This is a genomic window from Pseudomonas sp. PDM13 (genome assembly GCF_025685765.1).
In the GTDB taxonomy this organism is placed as follows: Bacteria; Pseudomonadota; Gammaproteobacteria; order Pseudomonadales; family Pseudomonadaceae; genus Metapseudomonas; species Metapseudomonas solani.
This window is the reverse complement of the sequence record NZ_JAOTQU010000006.1, coordinates 215,339-228,259: the sequence shown is the minus strand read 5'-3', so window position 1 is coordinate 228,259 and position 12,921 is coordinate 215,339. Positions and strand designations below refer to the sequence as shown.

At 65.1% G+C, this 12,921-nt stretch carries 15 protein-coding genes; 6 read left to right on the top strand and 9 right to left on the bottom strand.

Annotated elements, in window-relative coordinates:
• Positions 1–293: 293 nt before the first annotated feature.
• The 4 genes from OEJ36_RS09405 to OEJ36_RS09390 form a co-directional block, all read right to left on the bottom strand.
• Positions 294–545, bottom strand: coding sequence for a hypothetical protein (locus tag OEJ36_RS09405; protein WP_043242540.1), 252 nt, complete (start codon positions 543–545; stop codon positions 294–296).
• Positions 542–1,009: a Bro-N domain-containing protein gene (locus OEJ36_RS09400; RefSeq protein ID WP_263401285.1), complete on the bottom strand. Its 468-nt coding sequence runs from the start codon at positions 1,007–1,009 to the stop codon at positions 542–544. Before OEJ36_RS09400 ends, OEJ36_RS09405 begins: the two co-directional genes overlap by 4 nt.
• 486 nt (positions 1,010–1,495) lie before the next feature.
• A complete protein-coding gene (locus OEJ36_RS09395; RefSeq protein WP_263401284.1) occupies positions 1,496–1,969 on the bottom strand; it encodes a methyltransferase family protein in 474 nt (157 codons plus the stop codon).
• A 21-nt stretch (positions 1,970–1,990) separates the two neighbouring features.
• Positions 1,991–2,884, bottom strand: coding sequence for an NAD(P)/FAD-dependent oxidoreductase (locus OEJ36_RS09390; protein ID WP_263401283.1), 894 nt, complete (start codon positions 2,882–2,884; stop codon positions 1,991–1,993).
• Between the two features lie 111 nt (positions 2,885–2,995).
• Here OEJ36_RS09390 and OEJ36_RS09385 point away from each other — a divergent pair, with 111 nt between their 5' ends.
• The 3 genes from OEJ36_RS09385 (at position 2,996) to pbpG (ending at position 5,491) form a co-directional block, all read left to right on the top strand.
• Positions 2,996–3,646 (top strand): TetR/AcrR family transcriptional regulator, encoded by a 651-nt coding sequence (locus tag OEJ36_RS09385; RefSeq protein WP_263401282.1) that lies wholly within the window; start codon positions 2,996–2,998, stop codon positions 3,644–3,646.
• A gap of 173 nt (positions 3,647–3,819) precedes the next feature.
• Positions 3,820–4,164, top strand: a complete 345-nt coding sequence (locus OEJ36_RS09380; protein ID WP_021218035.1) for a hypothetical protein — start codon at positions 3,820–3,822, stop codon at positions 4,162–4,164.
• A gap of 394 nt (positions 4,165–4,558) precedes the next feature.
• A complete protein-coding gene (gene pbpG / locus OEJ36_RS09375) occupies positions 4,559–5,491 on the top strand; it encodes a D-alanyl-D-alanine endopeptidase (protein WP_263401281.1) in 933 nt (310 codons plus the stop codon).
• A gap of 69 nt (positions 5,492–5,560) precedes the next feature.
• On the opposite strand, the gene OEJ36_RS09370 is transcribed toward pbpG, so the two are convergent.
• From OEJ36_RS09370 to OEJ36_RS09350, 5 genes are all read right to left on the bottom strand, one after another.
• Positions 5,561–5,848, bottom strand: coding sequence for a HigA family addiction module antitoxin (locus tag OEJ36_RS09370; protein ID WP_043242556.1), 288 nt, complete (start codon positions 5,846–5,848; stop codon positions 5,561–5,563).
• Between the two features lie 446 nt (positions 5,849–6,294).
• Complete coding sequence (locus tag OEJ36_RS09365) at positions 6,295–6,993, bottom strand: LrgB family protein (protein WP_263401280.1); 699 nt, start codon at positions 6,991–6,993, stop codon at positions 6,295–6,297.
• Entirely contained in the window at positions 6,990–7,346 is a 357-nt protein-coding gene (locus OEJ36_RS09360; RefSeq protein WP_263401279.1) for a CidA/LrgA family protein, read from the bottom strand. The genes OEJ36_RS09365 and OEJ36_RS09360 overlap by 4 nt, the downstream gene beginning before the upstream one ends.
• A gap of 107 nt (positions 7,347–7,453) precedes the next feature.
• Entirely contained in the window at positions 7,454–7,576 is a 123-nt protein-coding gene (locus OEJ36_RS09355; protein ID WP_263401278.1) for a hypothetical protein, read from the bottom strand.
• Positions 7,577–7,685: 109 nt separating this feature from the next.
• Complete coding sequence (locus tag OEJ36_RS09350; RefSeq protein WP_263401277.1) at positions 7,686–8,435, bottom strand: tetratricopeptide repeat protein; 750 nt, start codon at positions 8,433–8,435, stop codon at positions 7,686–7,688.
• A 203-nt stretch (positions 8,436–8,638) separates the two neighbouring features.
• On the opposite strand from OEJ36_RS09350, the gene OEJ36_RS09345 reads away from it, so the two are divergent.
• The 3 genes from OEJ36_RS09345 to OEJ36_RS09335 all read left to right on the top strand — a co-directional run bounded on the left by OEJ36_RS09345 (position 8,639) and on the right by OEJ36_RS09335 (position 12,846).
• Positions 8,639–9,151, top strand: coding sequence for a sigma-70 family RNA polymerase sigma factor (locus tag OEJ36_RS09345; RefSeq protein ID WP_263401276.1), 513 nt, complete (start codon positions 8,639–8,641; stop codon positions 9,149–9,151).
• Entirely contained in the window at positions 9,148–10,122 is a 975-nt protein-coding gene (locus tag OEJ36_RS09340; RefSeq protein WP_263401275.1) for a FecR family protein, read from the top strand. Before OEJ36_RS09345 ends, OEJ36_RS09340 begins: the two co-directional genes overlap by 4 nt.
• Positions 10,123–10,413: 291 nt before the next feature.
• A complete protein-coding gene (locus tag OEJ36_RS09335; RefSeq protein ID WP_263401274.1) occupies positions 10,414–12,846 on the top strand; it encodes a TonB-dependent siderophore receptor in 2,433 nt (810 codons plus the stop codon).
• Positions 12,847–12,921: the final 75 nt, after the last annotated feature.

Genomic DNA, 12,921 nt, shown 5'->3' with positions numbered 1-12,921 from the left:
CCCCCTGCGCAACGACTGCGTTCGGCCTCCTGGAGGGGCGTTGGCGGCTGCTCCAACTTTCTTCGTCCAGCGCATCGCCACGTGGTGCGCACGGGCTTTCGTAGGATGGTGTAGAGCGAAGCGAAACCCATGCGGTGGAGGTGGCACGAACCCTTGGGCGCCCGGAAAGGGCCGGGCTTGAGGGCTTGCATTAAAACCACAACAGCTAACGCCGACAGAGCCATTTCAATCGCCCAAGGGCAACGCCGTTGCCCCAAAAGCCCCTCCCTGTTCCAAGAGGGGCCGGGCTTGGGTCAGTTGGTCCAGAGAGGCAGCGCGCCCATCTTCATCAGCTGCCAGAAGTCCTGCTGGTTGCTGTGGCACAGATCCACCATCACATCCATCAGCGCACCCTCGCGGACTTCGTTGAGAAAGGGGCCGGGAGTACCTTCGCGCCGGCCCGCGTTGTCCTGGATGATCGCCGCGATCATGTGCACCGCGTTCAACCGTGAATCCAGGCGCTCCAGCAGGTCGTGCAGGCGTTGCTGCTGCATATCCGTGCTCATGCCGACACCTCCTTGCCGCTGGCCATGAACAGCGGCAAGTCCCGCCAGGCCACCCACAGCTCTCCCTGCCAGCGCACCACACCCAGCTGCCGGCCCTCGTAGGTCAGCGTTTCACGCGTCGGGGCTGCATCGGGCGTGCGGTGATAGTCATACAGCGTCGGCACCAGCACTTCGTTCACCCAGCGGCCCACATCGCCGTGCTTGGACGTGCCGAACTGGAACAGTGCCCGGTAGGCGCCGATATCGCTGATCACCACCACCTCTTCATGGAAGTCGTCGGTGTAGCGGAGGGAGAGGGTGTGCTGCTCGTGGGGCTGCAAGGAAGGGAGCAAGGGGAGGGCATCGGCCAGGCCGATCAACTGCGCGAAGTCATGGGCAACGAACCAGGGCTGGTTGTCGACCATCACGGCGCGCAGGCGTTTTTGGTGGTGATAGAAAACGAGGGGGGTGAATGCGTTTTTCATGGCATTGGTTCCTTGTCAGGTGGACCACCTCGCCATCCTTCGCTGTCATTCGAAGGGTGGCGAATCGCACGGGGTTGACAGACCGGGACAAGAAACCGGCAGACCACGAGGGTCTCCCCGCGCGATCCGCCATAAAGCAGTGCAGTTGAAAACTGCATGCGTGCTCGTACCTGCAAAAAACATTCGCTGTTTTTCGCATGCACCTTGTGGCGCACCGCGCCTTGTCATCGGGCTGTCAAACCCGGCCACGGGATTTACCGTGGCTGGGGGAGGATAGGGAGGAGGGAATGGGAGGGCAAGGGTGTGGCAGTAGTTCGCCGGATGGATTGCGGGGGTAAAAACTAACGGCTATCTAATGACTCTGCTGCTTGTGACTGGCAGCTATCGGCCAAAAGCGGCCCTTGGTTATCTACGAAATCAGGATCCATTCAGTAGCCGTGGTAAGAAAGCCGGTGTTGGTTATCAGAGAAAATCCCGCAGGAATAATCAGAGCCAGCGGCGAACCTCGGCCTTGTAGCGGCGGTAGTCGTCACCGAACTTCGCTTCAAGATAGCGCTCCTCGCGAGCGATCACTTGCCTCTGGATCACGATCAGCACCAACGGAAGCAAAGCCAAGGCGATCGCTCCGTCGAGGCCGACCGCAATGCCGGCATAGACAAGCGCCATGCCAAGATACATGGGATTGCGGGTCCACCGATAAGGGCCGGTCGTTGCGATGAGGATCGTTGGTCGCGACGGCGGAATGTGGGTGCCCAGGCGCCGGAACAGCCCCGCCGCCGCAAGCATCGTCGCCGCGCCGACAGCGAACAGCAGCGCGCCCGTCGCGACCAGCAACCACTGGTTGATGCCGAAAGAGCGCAGGGCAACGAACTGCTCCGCCGCCAGCCCTAACAGCAGTGCTCCCAGATAGATGAAGGGCGGAGGGAAGCGCACCCCCGCGCTGTCCGGTTCGACGGCCATGTTCATCTCCTCTCTATGCGCTCAAGCCAGCATCGACTGCTGGGCGAAAATACCCGCCATCGCGCCCTGCGAAGAGGCCTGGGTGACCGAGGGCAATATGGGCGTGGTGAGATCGCCGGCGGCGTAGATGCCGGGCGTGCTGGTTTGGCGGCGCTCGTCGACCTTGAGCACGACGCCGGTAGGCGTATCCATCGTAGCAAGGCCCAGCGATTCATGCAGGTTTGCGGACGGCTTGTTGCGCGGATGAGCAAACAGGATGTCGACCGCGACAGTGGAGCCAGTGTCGAGATTGACGGTAGCGATATCCCCCTGGTGATGGGCGATCTCGACGATACGCCCGTCGACGACAGGTATGTTGCGGTGCGCCAGATCGGCCTGGATATCAGGCGCAATGTCGTGACCATCGGCAAAGACAGTCAACCTGTCGGTCCAATCGAGGAACAGCCTGACCTGGTTGTGCGATTGCGGGCCGGACCACACGAGGCCCCAATGCTGGCCTGCGGCTTCAAAGCCGTCGCAATAGGGGCAGGGGACGATGGACGTGCCCCAACTCTCGGCAAAGCCCGGAATATCAGGCATTTGGTCGGCGACGCCATAGCTCAGGATAACGCGGCGGGCCATTAGGCTTTCGTGATCGTCAGTGACAACGCAGAAATCGTCGATTGCGCCAGAAATTTCCTCCGCCCGGGCATTGACCAGCCTGACCGTTGGATAGCGCGTCAACTGCTGCCGCGCCGCGGCCAGGATGTCCAGCGGCGGCGTGTGATCGTGACCGAGCAGACCATGCGAATGGCCGGCAAAGCGGTTACGCGGCCGGCTGGTATCGAGAACAATGACCTTGCGACGGGCACGGCCGAGCTGCAGAGCTGCGGCGAGACCGGCAAAACTTCCGCCGATGATGATGACGTCATTCATGGTGATGGGTTCCGCTGGAGGGCAGGTTGTAACCTAGCCTTTGGATTGCAAATTTAAGAAACTGAATGGTATCGTATATCTGTAATTAAGATACTGTAAAGTACTAATATCATGACCGAAACCATACCGGTCCGGCGCGGCCGGCCCACCAACGAGGCGCTTGCCCAAACGATACTCGACGCCGCGAGCGAACTTTTTGTGGAATTGGGTTTTCAAGCGACGACGTTGGACAAGGTCGCCCAGCGGGCGAAGATATCCAAGCTCAGCATCTATAGGCGCTTCGAGAACAAGGAGGCGCTGTTCAGCGCAGCCATCGCGGCCGGCTGCCAGCAGTCGTTTGCACCACAGGCCCTGCTTGAAGGTGCCGAAAGTTCGGTCGAAAACCAACTTATGGCGGTGGGAACATCACTGCTGCGCACGCTGTTGAGACCAGACGTCAGCAGTATTGAAGCCATGGTCATGGCCGATAAAACGAGTCAAAACGCCCTGAGCAAGCGCCACTACGAAGCCGGCGCCAAGCATGTCATCACCGACATCGAGGCCCTGTTGCGCCAACTTCACGCGAAGGCGCTTCTCAACGTGCCCGATCCCCTCCAAGCCGCCCGCTTGTTTGCTGCGCTCTTCAAAGGGTCCGATCTACTGATGATCGCCCGCTTCGATCAGGCGAGAGCAGAGGACGAAAACGAAATCGAATCCTACTGCCGGTCGGCCGTCGCCATGTTCATCGCCGCGCACGGTTGCAGCGACCGCGCGAGTGGATAAGCATTTAATTACTCCAGTGGCGTAGCCCGGGCTTCAGCCCGGGAAGGGCTGTGCTCCGACCAACGCCCTTTTCCCACCACTGATCAGAAACCCGCCCCATGCCCCGAACCCGGCCATGGGGCGGTTGCCCAACGGACGTATCATCGGCACACAACCCTCAGCGAGGTACGGCCATGAAGCTCTTCCGTTGTGCGCTGCTGGCCCTGGTGGCGAGCGGCGCGATTCCCGCCCTGGCCGCCGAACCGAACGGGCAGCAGACCATTCGCGTCATCCCCAAGACCTATGTCAGCCCCGGCGCCAGCGGCAGCGTCGACACCTACGAAAGCAGCCAGCGCTACGACGTCTACGGTGGGCAGCGCGTGCCCAGCGACATCAACTCCACCCGCAGCAGCTCCGGCTACAGCAGCCAGGACATCCAGCAGCGCGGCGGCATCCGCCAGACCACCGAATACCCCAACGGCCTGATCATCGAGCGGGTACCGGGGCAGGGCACCACGCAGTATTACCGCCGCGAGTGATCGTGCCGCCCGGCGCGAGTTCCGTAGGATGGGGCGGGCGGCGTTCCGCGAGCTCCGCGAAACCCATCAATGCGGAGTCACCGGTATAACCCCGCGCCGCATTCGACTCCGCCTGGTGGATGAATAAAGCGCCATCCACCCTACGCAGCGGTCATGTCCCTGCCTGTGGATTGCCGCCTCTCCTGTGGGCGCGAATTCATTCGCGATCGGTTTTTCCCGAAGGCACCTCTGCGCCGATCTCCCGCTTCGCTTGGCCCTCCCGCTGCGAACGTGCTGCGAAAAAAAGCCTGCCGGCGACCGACGGGGGCTGAATCCACGGGCTTTTTGTTCTCTATAATGTCGACCAGTTCGCAACGGCGATCTTCATCCCAATCTGCATCTGGTAGCCCGTCACGTGAAAATCCGAACCTCGCTCTTCAAGGCCCTGTTCCTCTGCACCAGCCTTGCGCTGGCCAGCCCTGCCAACGCCCAGACCCCCGCGCCCCTGCGCGACCCGGCGCAACTGCAACTCGCCTCCGGCAGCGCCATGCTGCTGGACCTGAAGACCAACAAGATCATCTATTCCAACAACCCCGACCTGGTGGTGCCCATCGCCTCGGTCACCAAGCTGATGACCGCCCTGGTGGTGCTCGAAGCCAAGCAGTCGATGAGCGAAGTCATCGCCATCGACATCAGCCAGACCAAGGAAATGAAGGGCGTGTACTCGCGCGTGCGCCTGGGCAGCCAGGCCACCCGCCACGACATGCTGCTGATGGCGTTGATGTCGTCCGAGAACCGCGCCGCCGCGACCCTGGCCCACCACTACCCGGGCGGCTACCCGGCCTTCATCGCCGCGATGAACGCCAAGGCCCGTGCCCTGGGCATGAAGCACACCCGCTTCGTCGAGCCCACCGGCCTGTCGCTGAACAACGTCTCCACCGCCCATGACCTGGTGCAGCTGCTGGTGGCGAGCAACAAGTACCCGCTGCTCAGCGAGCTCAGCACCACCAAGGAAAAGACCATCACCTTCGTCAAGCCGCGCTACAGCCTGGGCTTCAGCAACACCAACCACCTCACCCGCAAGGCTGACTGGAACATCGAGCTGACCAAGACCGGCTTCACCGACGAGGCCGGCCACTGCCTGGTGATGCGCACCCGCATGGGCAACCAGCAGGTGGCCATGGTGCTGCTCGACGCCTTCGGCAAGTACACCCACTTCGCCGACGCCACGCGCATGCGCCGCTGGGTGGAAACCGGCAAGAGCGGCCCCATCCCGGTTGCCGCCAAGGCCTACCGCCAGCAGAAGGACTCGGCGCGCAAGCAGCAGATGATCGCCACGCCGAACTGATCCGGCGCGTCGCTCTTCACGTCCAATGATCCAGGCCGGCGGGGTTCAACCCTGCCGGCCTTGTCGTGCTCAGGCGATTTCGGCGAAGCGCTCGATGGGTGGCTGCTCGCGTTGTTCGGCCTGCCAGAGGTCGTAGCTGCCCTGCATGGCCAGCCACATGCGCGCGGTGCTGATGCCGGCGCGTTCGAGCCGTACCGCCAGGTCCGGGCTGATCGGCGCGTGGCCGTGCATGATCCGCGACAGGGTTTCGCGGGCGATGCTGAGGCGCCGGGCCATCTCCGCGATGCTGATGCCCAGCGTGGGCAGCACGTCCTCGAGGAGGATTTCGCCCGGGTGGGGAGGGTTGTGCTGGGTCATGTCGGCCTCCTCAGTGGTAGTCCAGGTAATCGAGCAGTTCGACGTCGTTGTCGATGAAGCGAACGATCACACGTCATCGATACAGGCTTTGCAAGCGGCTCTGTCTGCGTTAGCTGTTGTGGTTTTAAAGCAAGCGCTCAAGCACAGTGGTTTCTGGGCATCTATGGACTTCTGCCACCTCCTCCGCATGGGTTTCGCTCCGCTCGCGGAACGCCGCCCGACCCATCCTACGAAAGCCGCTACGTACCGGCTGGGTTGGTGCGCACATCAGCTCGGTGCCGCCGGTGAAGCAGAGGTGCGCGCAGCACACCCTACGTGTGGAGTGAGCCGCGGCTGCATGCTCCGAGGCCTGGTTGTGCTCCCCTTCCCATGGACCAAAAGTAGATCCACGTTCTACGAACGCGGATTTCTGCGCCTATTGATCCTGGCCTGTGCAGCCCGGCACCTCACCCCAACAACACCGGCAACAGCACCGCCGTCGCCACGCCCGCCAGGCTCATGGCCAGGGCGGCGAAGGCGCCTGTCTCGCTGTTTTCCTGCAGCGCCTGGGCGGTGCCGACGGCGTGGGCGGTGAGGCCCAGGGCGAGGCCGCGCGCGGCGGGGTGGGTGACCCGTGCCATGCGCAGCAGGGCCGGGCCGAGGGCGGCGCCGAGCACGCCGGTGATCATCACGAACACCGCCGCCAGCGAGGCGCTGCCGCCCAGTTGCTCGGCGACCAGGATGGCGATGGGCGAGGTCACCGATTTCGGCGCCAGGGTCATCAGCATGGCGTGGCCGGCGCCCAGCAGGTGGGCCAGCAGCAGGGTGAGCGCCAGGGTCACCGTGCCGCCCACGGCCAGGGCGATGAGCACCGGCCAGAACAGCTGGCGGATGCGCGGCAGGTTCAGGTATAGCGGCACCGCCAGGGCCACGGTGGCCGGGCCCAGCAGCAGCCAGAGCATGCTCGAGGCGCTGCGGTAGGTGGCGTAGTCGATGCCGCAGGCGAGCAGGGCGGCGACCACCAGCAGGGTGCCCACCAGCACCGGTTGCGCCAGCACCGAGCGGGTCTTTTCGAACAGCAGCAGCGCCAGCTGGTAGGCGCCCAGGGTCAGGGCGAGGTGGAACAGCGGGTGGTCGCTGACGCCAGGCAGCAGCGGGGCGCTCATGGGTGGTGCTCCGGGCGGCTGCGGCGGATCAGCGCCTGCATCAGCCAGCCGGTGAGCGGGATGCCCACCAGCAGGGAGCCCAGCAGCGCGGCGGCGATGGCCCAGAAGTCCCGGCCGATGGTTTCCACGTGCAGCATGATCCCCACCGCCGGCGGCACCAGCAGCAGGGGCAGGTATTTCAGCAGCTGGCCGCTGGCATCCCCCAGCGTCGCCGGCACCCCGCCGCGCAGCACGAGGAAGGCCAGCAGCAGGAGCAGGCCGAGCACCGGCCCCGGCAGCAGCGGGACGAGGAAGTGGTTGAGGGCCGAGCCCAGGAGCAGGAACGACAACAGCAGGAACATCCCGCGCAGCATGGCGACGCTTTCCGAATGACGAGTCGAGGGAGCGTCACTATGGGAGTGGCGTGGCGCCGGATAACAGCGCCAGTTGCCGGGCGAAAAGGCGGTGCAGACGAAGCGCCTCAGGCCAGCCAGTCGTCCTTGTCGTCGGGCGCGAGCCCGTGGATGAGGTACCAGCGCACGGCGAGGTGGGCCCCGACGGCGGCCGTGACCACCAGCAGGATGTGCAGCGACTCCGAATCCATGAGTTCCCCAGGGCAGTGAGGCGACTGCTGCAACGCTATCTGCCCGGGCGGGCGTTGAACAGGTGCAGTCGCCTCCGCCCTGGGCGGAGCAGTCAGGGGCGGCGAGGCCTCAGGGCTGCATCTCGCGCAGGGCGTCGCGGCTGAGGCTGATCCATTCGCCGTGCAGGTTGCGGTAGTGCTTGGGGGAGCGGCGGGCGTAGTGCTGGATCTGCTCCAGCAACTCGCGGGCTTCGCGCTGGCGGCCCAGCTGGCGGAGCATCAGGGCGTAGCGGTAGTTGGCTTCGGGGCCGGTGTAGTAGCCCGAGAGGGCGCGGTATTCCTCTTCCGCTTTCGTGGTGTCGCCGAGGCTTTCCAGGGCGCGGGCGTAGAGCAGGTGGCCGTCGGCGGAGCGGTAGTCGGGGTTGTGCTGGATCAGCCGGTCGAGGGTGTCGCGGCAGCCTTGCGCATCGCCCTTGGCGAACTGCGCCTGGGCGAGGCCGAGGAGGATGTCCGGCGCTTGCGCGTGGATGCCGCGCAGGGCGGCCTGGTAGTGGCTGGCGGCTTCGTCGGCCCGGCCCAGGCGCAGCAGCTCTTCGGCCAGTTGCACACGGGTTTCGCGGGTGTCGCGCAGGTCCAGCTCGTCACGCAGGGCGCGCAGGTGGCGCTCGGGGTCGAGGGTGTCGTGCAGGCGGTTGACGGTGCGCCGGCCGGTGCGGCTGCCGAGCAGGTCGGGGAGCATGATGCCGAGGAAGTAGATCAGGCAGCCGAGGCCCGGCAGCGCGATGATCAGGTACAGCCAATAGCGTTCCTGCCCGCTGCGGACGACGTGAAGGCCGCAGGTGACCTGGCAGGCGATGACGAGCAGGGCGAGCAGTGGCATGGCGGTTTCCAGTCCCTTGGAGAGTCGATGGGCGCCGCCCGGAAAGGGCGGGCGCCTATGAAATCACGCCGCTCGATACCTGTCAGGTGACCTGATTCTCATCACTCGAAAGATGGCGAGAGCATGAACGCGGGCATTGCCAGCGGGAACGGGAATCAACAATAATGCGACTTATTCTTATTTGACTCCTGGGTCTACCCCACGTGGCCACCTCTCCTGATCTCAATGCTTCCCTGGCGACGCTCTATCACGAGAACCATCGCTGGTTGCGCGCCTGGCTCTATCGCCAGTTGCGCTGCCCGCAGGATGCCGCCGACCTGACCCAGGACACCTTCATGCGCGCCCTGACCTCGCGCCAGCTGGGGCAGCTGGAAGAGCCGCGCGCCTTCCTCAATACCCTGGCCCGACGCCTGCTGTGCAGCTTCTGGCGTCGTCGCAAGGTGGAGCAGGCCTATCTGCAGGCGCTGACCGAACTGCCCGAGCAGTTCGCGCCTTCCGAAGAGGACATCGCCCTGGTCAGCGAAGCCATCGACGCCATCGACCGGCTGCTCGACGGCCTGCCGCAACGGGTGCGCCGCGCCTTCCTGCTCAACCGCCTCGACGGCATGCCGCAGCAGGCCATCGCCGATCACCTGGGGGTTTCCCTGGCCACCGTCGAGCGCGACCTGCGCCGTGCCTTCGTGCACTGCCTGAGCGCGAACCCGGAGCTGCCATGAGCCACGCCGAACTCGACCTGCACACCCGCACCGCCATCGACTGGATGCTGCGCCTGGACCCGGGCCGGGTGACCAACCACGACCGCCAGGACTTCAAGCGCTGGCTGGCCGACGACCCGGCCCACCTGGTGGCCTGGCAACGGGTCAGCGGCCTGCTGCAACAACCCCTGGCCGACCTGCAGGGCGCCGAAGGGCGTAGCCCCGGGCAACTGCGTGCCGCCAGCCGGGCACTCTCCGCCCCCGATTCGCCGCAGCGGCGCAAGCTGCTGCGCGGCGGCCTGGCCCTGCTGGTGCTGGGCGCCGGCAGCGGTGCGCTGGTCAACCGCGTGACCCCCTTGGCGGGCCTCACTGCCGATGTGCACACCGCCACCGGCGAGCGCCGCACGCTGCAGCTGGAGGACGGCAGCCGCCTGGTGCTCAACGCCCGCAGCTCGGTGGATATCCGTTTCGGCGGCACGCGCCGCCTGGTGCGCCTGCGCGAGGGCGAGCTGTTGGCCAGCGTGGCGGCCGATGCTGCTCGGCCCTTCATCATCGCCACCGACCAGGGCGAAGTCCGCGCGCTGGGCACGCGCTTCCTGGTGCGCCAGGAGGAAGCGCGCAGCCTGGTCTGCGTGCAGGAACACCGCGTGCGCATCGACTGCCATGGCGGGCAGCACGGCGAGCTGGGCGAAGGCCAGGCGGCCTGGTTCGGCGACTCGGGCATCCAGCCGGCCCCTGCCAGCCTGCTGACCCGCGCGGCCTGGGTGGATGGGCGCGTGGAGGTCAATGACGAGCCCCTGGGCCATCTGGTCGAGGCCCTGCGCCCCTACCATCGCGGCCTGCTGCGCATCAGCCCGGAAGCCGCGCAGGTGCGGGTGTTCGGCGTGTTCCCCCTGGACGACAGCGGCGCTGCCCTGCAATCCCTGGCCGAAACCATGCCAGTGCGCGTGCGCCGCTACGGCCCCTGGCTGACCCTGGTCGATCGCGCCTGATCGCGCATGGAGTGGCTCCGTGCGTAGGGTGGATGACGCTCTTTTCATCCACCAGCGGTGTTGCCTGCGAGCACGAAATGGTGGACGGGTGAAGCGTCGTCCACCCTACGGCTGGTGCGCGGGGTTGGTCGGGGTGGAGGTCGCTTTTTTCATCTACCAAAGGGCGGCAAAGACGGGCTCGAAAGCGCGACCGTCGAACAAATGCAAAAAATTCGCAAAAACGATGAGGGGTTTATTCGCCTCGTTGGACATGGATAGGGCAAACCCGACACACAGAACAAGGAGCCCTTCATGTCGTCCCCCCTTCTGCGCCCTGGCCTGCTGGCCCTGGCAATCGCTCTCGCCAGCGCCGGCCAGCCGCTCGTGGCCCTGGCCGAGTCCAGCACCAGCCAGGCTGCCGTGCGCAGCTATGACATCCCCGCCGGCCCGCTGGGCGAAACCCTGGCACGCATCTCCCGCGAGAGCGGCCGCACCCTCTCCGCCGACCCGTCGCTGGTACACGGCAAGCGGGCACCGGCGGTGCGCGGCCAGTTCTCGGCCGAGCAGGCGATGCAGCAGGCGCTGGCAGGTAGCGGGCTGGCGCTGATCGTGACGGGCGGCGGCACGCTGTCGCTGGTGCCCATGGCAAAGGGTGAGGGGCTGGAGCTGGGCGCAACGACCATCACCAGCTCGCTGCTGGGCGATACCACCGAGGGCACCGGTTCCTACACCACGGGTTCGACCCGTACCGCCACCAAGTTGCCGCTGTCCATCCGCGAGACGCCGCAATCGGTCAGCGTGATCACTAGCCAGCGCATCCGCGACCAGGAAATGGTCAGCCTGGAAGACGTGCTGACCCAGGCCCCCGGCGTGCTCTACAAGAAGAAGAGCAACTCCTCGGACGAGGAAGTGGGCATCTTTTCCCGCGGCATGAAGATCGAGAACTTCCAGGTCGACGGCATCCCCACCGTTTTCGAACCCTCCATGAGTAGCCAGTCCAACGACATGGCGGTGTATGACCGGGTCGAGATCGTGCGCGGCGCCACCGGCCTGCTCAGTGGCATCGGCCAGCCTTCCGCCACCATCAACATGGTGCGCAAGCGCCCGACCCGCGAGTTCACCGCGTCCGTCCAGGGCAGCGCCGGCTCCTGGGACAACTACCGCACCGAGGTGGATGTCTCCGGCCCCATGAACGAGCAAGGCACCCTGCGCGGCCGCCTGGTGGGCGCCTACCAGACCGCCAACTCCTTCACCGACCGCCTCAGCACCGAGCGCCAGGTGGCCTATGGCGTGATCGAGGCGGACCTGAGCGAGCGCGACACCGTCAGCTTCGGCATCGACTACCAGGTGCGCAACTGCGATGCCTGCGGCTATTTCGGCTTCCCGGCCTTCTACAGCAATGGCCAGCGCACCGACTTCAAGCGCTCCTTCAACTCGGCTGCCGACTGGAGCTACGCGGATCGCCAGCGCACCTCGATCTTCGGCACCTACGAGCACCGCTTCGACAACGACTGGATGGCCAAGGTCGCCGTCACCAACGTGCGTGACGACAACGACGTCGAGTACGGCTGGTTCAGTAGTTACGGTTACCCCGACCCGCAGACCGGTGCCGGCACCAGCCTGTATTTCGCCAAGTGGCCGAGCAAGCCCGAGCAGAACTCGGTGGATGCCTATGCCTCCGGCCCCTTCAACCTGTTCGGCCGCGAGCACGAGCTGGTGGTGGGCGCCAGCGCCATGCGCTACCGCAGCAACACCGGTGCCTACCCGCTGTGGGTGGATCGCAGCGGCAGCGGTTGGGATCCGAGCATTCCCAACGTCTTCGAATGGGGCGGCGACATCTCCAAGCCGCCGTTCAACCGCATTGGCGACCTGGAGTACAGCCAGCGCCAGTACGCGGCCTATAGCACGGCCCGCTTCAAGCTCACCGATGACCTGTCGCTGATCCTCGGCAGCCGCCTGAGCTACTTCAAGGTCGACCAGACGTCCGCGTATTACGGCTACGACCCGACCTCCCTGAAGAAGCGCGAGAACGGCGAGCTCACGCCATACGCCGGCATCGTCTACGACCTGGATGACAACCACTCGGTCTACGCCAGCTACACCAGCATCTACAAACCGCAGTCGAGCAGGACCGTCGAAGGGAAATTCATGGACCCCACCGAAGGCGACAGCTACGAAGTGGGGGCGAAGGGCGAGTACTACGACGGCCGGCTCAACCTCACCGCTGCGCTGTTCGAGTCCAAGCTTAGCAACTACGCGGTCGGCACCGGGCTGTACGACGCCTTCGACAACGAGATGGTGGCGCCCGCGAAGATCAAGATCAAAGGCCTGGAGCTCGAGGTCGCCGGTGAACTCATGCCGGGCTGGCAAGTGCAGGCGGCCTACAGCCACGTGAACACCTACTACCCGCAAGGCGTCGATGTGAACGTCGGTTTCCCACGGAACAACGTCAAGCTCTTCACCACCTACGACCTGACGGGGGACCTGAACCGTCTCACCCTCGGCGGTGGCGTGCGTTGGGAAAGCGCGACCAGCTACGAGAACAGGGACCTGAAGGCCTTGGCCACCCAAGGCAGCTACGCCCTGGTGGACGTGCTGGCGCGCTACCGCTTCGACGAGCACTTCACCGGCACGCTCAACGTCAACAACCTGTTCGACAAGGAGTACTACGCCAGCACCAGCATCTACAGCGACCTCTACGGCGAACCGCGCAGCCTGACCGCTTCGCTGCGCTGGGAGTATTGATCGCAGCCGACCAGGCCCCGGGCTGAAGCCCGGGCTACGGCGTGACGCTGTGCGGGTGGAGGTCGCTTTTTACTT